Consider the following 3717-nt stretch of genomic DNA (forward strand, 5'->3'; position numbering starts at 1 on the left):
CGGTGATGGTCGGCGATGCCGCCAAGTGCAAGTGGATCTCCGACCTGCTGCTCGACAATTGCGGCGTCTATGTCCAGCCGATCAACTATCCCACCGTGCCGAAGAAGACCGAGCGGCTGCGCATCACGCCGACACCGCTGCATTCCGACGCCGATATCGCCCATCTGGTCGACGCCCTGCATTCGCTTTGGTCGCGCTGCGCGCTGGCGCGGATGGTAGCCTGAGCACAGGGGAAAGATGCACGAGATTGACCGCGATCAAAGAGATAAGTCGCCGCTCGCGGGACAAAAAGTGAAGCAAGCACCGAGGAGACAACGGCGTTGATGATAGCCCCGCATGACTGGCAAGCCGCCATTTCACCAGAAATAGCCTCCGCCATCGGCAAGGACGGCGGGAAAGAACCCCCTTCGCGGAATCGGACATTCACTCCGCTCTTCAGCCTGCTTCCGCGTCTTCGCCCACATAGGTCGCTCTCGGTTTGCGCACTTCTGGCGCTCACATCCGCAGCTCTCATCTCGCTCGCCCTGCCGATGGCTGTGCGGCGCATGGTCGATCACGGCTTCAACCAGGCGGACGGAGCCTTCATCAATCGCTATTTTCTCATGCTGATCGCGCTCGCCGTCGCGCTGGCAATCGCAAGTGCGGCGCGCTACTACTTCGTCACCACATTGGGAGAGCGGCTGGTCACCGACCTTCGCCTCGAGGTCTTCCACCATATCATCCGGCTTCCTGCGGCATTCTTCGATCGAAACCGCTCAGGCGAAATTGCCTCGCGCCTCGTGGCAGATGCGACCCAGATCAAATCCGCCGTCAGTCTCACGGCATCGGTGGCTTTGAGAAATTCAATCCTCTGCCTCGGCGCCCTTGCCATGATGTTCGTGACCAGTCCCGGCCTGTCGGCCATCGCTCTCGGGGCCATTCCCCTGGTGGTGGCTCCTCTCGTCCTGTTCGGTCGCTCGGTGCGGAAGAAATCCCGTGTCGCACAGGATGCGCTTGCCGAGGCTTCGGCCTATGCAAGCGAGATCATTGCGGCAAGCCGCACCGTGCAGGCATTCAACGGCGAAGATGCTGCGGGGCAGAGATATGGGCGCGATGTCGACCTGTCCTTCGACCGGGTGGTTGCGGCCTCCCGGGCAAGAGCCTTGCTGACCGCCATTGCCATCACGCTGGTCTTCGTCAGCGTCGTCGGCGTGCTGTGGCTGGGGGCTCATAAGGTGCTGGCGGGAACGCTCTCGCCTGGCAGCCTGAGCCAATTTCTCATCTACGCGGTGATCGCAGCCGGTTCTCTCGGCTCACTGTCGGAGGTCTGGGGAGAACTTTCGCAGGCAGCCGGCGCCGCCGGACGGCTGTTCGAACTGCTGAACGAACAGACTGACGAGCGCGAACCGCACACCTGCACGTCGCTCCGGACCCCCACCCAGGGGGGCATGGAACTGCATGACGTGCGCTTTTCCTATCCGGGCGCACCGGAAAAGGAGGTTCTGAGCGGACTTTCCTTCCGCGTTTCGCCAGGCGAAACCGTCGCCCTGGTCGGCCCTTCCGGATCCGGAAAGAGCACCGTTTTCTCCCTGCTCCTCGGCTTCTACGAAAACCAGGCGGGCAGCATTTCCATCGACGGCAGGGAGCTTGCCCTGATCTCCCCGCAGACCCTGCGTAAGGAAATCGCCATTGTCCCGCAGGAGGTGACGATGTTTGCCGCCTCCGTTTACGACAACATTGCGTTCGGAAGGCCGGACGCGCTGCGCGAAGATGTGATCGCCGCGTCGATCAAGGCGCAGGCGCATGGTTTCGTCACGAAGCTGCCGAACGGCTACGGTTCGGTTCTCGGCGAGCGTGGGCTGACGCTGTCGGGCGGACAGAGGCAGAGACTGGCCATCGCACGGGCCATGCTCAGGAACGCTCCGATCCTGCTCCTGGACGAGGCAACCGCATCGCTGGACGCGGAAAACGAGGCGCTCGTGCAGCGCGGCCTGGAGGAATTGATGGAGGCACGGACCACCATCGTGATCGCGCACAGGCTCGCCACCGTGCTCAAGGCGGACAGGATTCTGGTGATGGACAAGGGCAAGATCGTAGAAGAGGGGACTCACGCCTCGCTCATGCGCCAAGGCGGCCTTTATACGCGCCTGGCGGAGCTGCAGTTCAAGATTCCGGCCGGTCTTGAACCGGAACAGCACGCAGCGTGATGACATCATCCGGCGTCCGCGCAACGGGACTTTGATCTTCCGGCGCTATTCTTCCAGGAGGAGAGCCGTCGCGAGATAACCCATGCCGATTGTGCTCGCAAAGAGGTAGATGAACAGGCCCTGAGCGAGATAATTTTGCGGTCCGCCTGCCGCGGCAAAACCGTTCTGCCAGATGAAGAACCCCACGGCGCTTCCGATTGCAAAGCCCGTGGCCAATCGAGTGAGTATGAACCTGATCATGCCGGGCATGGCGCCCACCTCTGACATAACCGCAATAAACGTCGGGGGTGCCCGGAATGTTCCGTCCCGCAAATGATCTCTGTCAACGACCGGCAGGCGCGGCCGTGCAAGATGCGGAAGAAACCCGGAGACCGTAACAGTGCATCTTCTGCCTTTCGCAGCGGGCGTTTTCACGCTTCTCATCCTGCCCGGACCGACCAACGCCATTTTGGCGATGGCATCTCAGGGGCTGACCTTCGGACGCGCGATCGCCCTGCTCGCCACCGTCATGTCCGCATATCTTGCGATCGTCCTTCCGGCGGCCGGTCTGGCCGGTTCTTTTCTCCGCGACCACCCTCTGGTTTCGCAAGGCGTCAAACTTGTCTCGGCGACCTGGGTTTTGTACCTGGCGCTGCGGCTCTGGGGCATCGGATCGAGCCCTGTCGAGGCTGTGCGCGTGCGGCAGCTGGCCGTGACGACGCTGTTAAATCCCAAAGCGCTGATCATCGGATTGACGATGGTGCCTCCCGCGCAGGAGGTGCCTTTGACAGGATCCATCGCCATTCTCGCATCGGTGGTCCTGGCAGTCTCCTCGATCTGGCTGTCGATCGGCAGGCTCATCCTCGGACGTGAAAAACGGATACCGCCATTTGCCCGGCGGTGCGGATCCGCAACCCTCGTCGCATTCTCCGCCGTGCTGACGTTCAGCGCCCTTGGCGGATGAAACCCGCGCTGTTGCGCTGCGCGCGGCGGAGCGACTGCCTGCGCAAGCCCTTGGTGCGGCTGGCAAAGGCCGTTGTTCCATAATGTCGATTACGCCAGAAATCGCCTGTAGCGGGGCACATTCTATCTCGAACTGCAACAAAGGCGCTAAGCTGCCTGCTTTTCGGGAGCCATGGTTTGATCCGTACCTTTTCGCATTTGAGTTTTGACGAACGCCAATCGATTTCCAGGATGTTGGATCAGAAGTTTAGCCAGTCTGAGATCGCCAGACGCCTCGGCCGGGACCGCGCGACCATCTCCCGGGAGATCAAACGCAACTACTGGCACGATCAGGAATTCCCCGATGCCGAGGGCTACTGGGCGATGACCGCCAACGACATGGCGCGCGACAGGCGCCGGCGGATCGGCAAGCTCTTTCGTCGCGAGGAACCATGTCGCAGAAAGAGTTGCATCGCCTCGAAATCATTCAGAAGATCCGCGACCGGCGCCTGAGCATTATCCAGGCCGCCGAGTTGCTTGATCTCAGTCGAAGTCAGGTTCATCGGCTGCTGCGGGACTATGACCGTTTCGGTGAAGCCGGCCTGGTTTC

6 protein-coding genes are annotated in these 3717 nt (G+C 61.5%); 5 read left to right on the forward strand and 1 reads right to left on the reverse strand.

The window, feature by feature from the left end; translation table 11 throughout:
• Both HJB91_RS30410 and HJB91_RS30415 read left to right on the forward strand, forming a co-directional pair.
• The coding region (locus tag HJB91_RS30410) for an aminotransferase class I/II-fold pyridoxal phosphate-dependent enzyme (RefSeq protein ID WP_221147169.1) at positions 1-224 on the forward strand (224 nt) is incomplete at its 5' end.
• Positions 225-323: 99 nt separating this feature from the next.
• Entirely contained in the window at positions 324-2186 is a 1863-nt protein-coding gene (locus HJB91_RS30415; protein WP_221156965.1) for an ABC transporter transmembrane domain-containing protein, read from the forward strand.
• A gap of 45 nt (positions 2187-2231) precedes the next feature.
• Here the strand turns inward: HJB91_RS30415 and HJB91_RS30420 are convergent, their stop codons facing one another.
• Positions 2232-2435, reverse strand: a complete 204-nt coding sequence (locus HJB91_RS30420; RefSeq protein WP_221156963.1) for a hypothetical protein — start codon at positions 2433-2435, stop codon at positions 2232-2234.
• A gap of 130 nt (positions 2436-2565) precedes the next feature.
• Here HJB91_RS30420 and HJB91_RS30425 point away from each other — a divergent pair, with 130 nt between their 5' ends.
• The 3 genes from HJB91_RS30425 to HJB91_RS30435 form a co-directional block, all read left to right on the forward strand.
• Positions 2566-3129 carry a threonine transporter RhtB gene (locus HJB91_RS30425; RefSeq protein WP_210633347.1) on the forward strand — a complete coding sequence of 188 codons (564 nt, stop codon included), beginning with the start codon at positions 2566-2568 and terminating at the stop codon, positions 3127-3129.
• A 197-nt stretch (positions 3130-3326) separates the two neighbouring features.
• Positions 3327-3620, forward strand: coding sequence for a helix-turn-helix domain-containing protein (locus HJB91_RS31335; RefSeq protein ID WP_409079601.1), 294 nt, complete (start codon positions 3327-3329; stop codon positions 3618-3620).
• The coding region (locus HJB91_RS30435) for a helix-turn-helix domain-containing protein (RefSeq protein ID WP_221156968.1) at positions 3560-3717 on the forward strand (158 nt) is incomplete at its 3' end. The genes HJB91_RS31335 and HJB91_RS30435, both read left to right, overlap by 61 nt.

Source organism: Rhizobium sp. NLR10b, from assembly GCF_019685435.1.
In the GTDB taxonomy this organism is placed as follows: Bacteria; Pseudomonadota; Alphaproteobacteria; order Rhizobiales; family Rhizobiaceae; genus Rhizobium.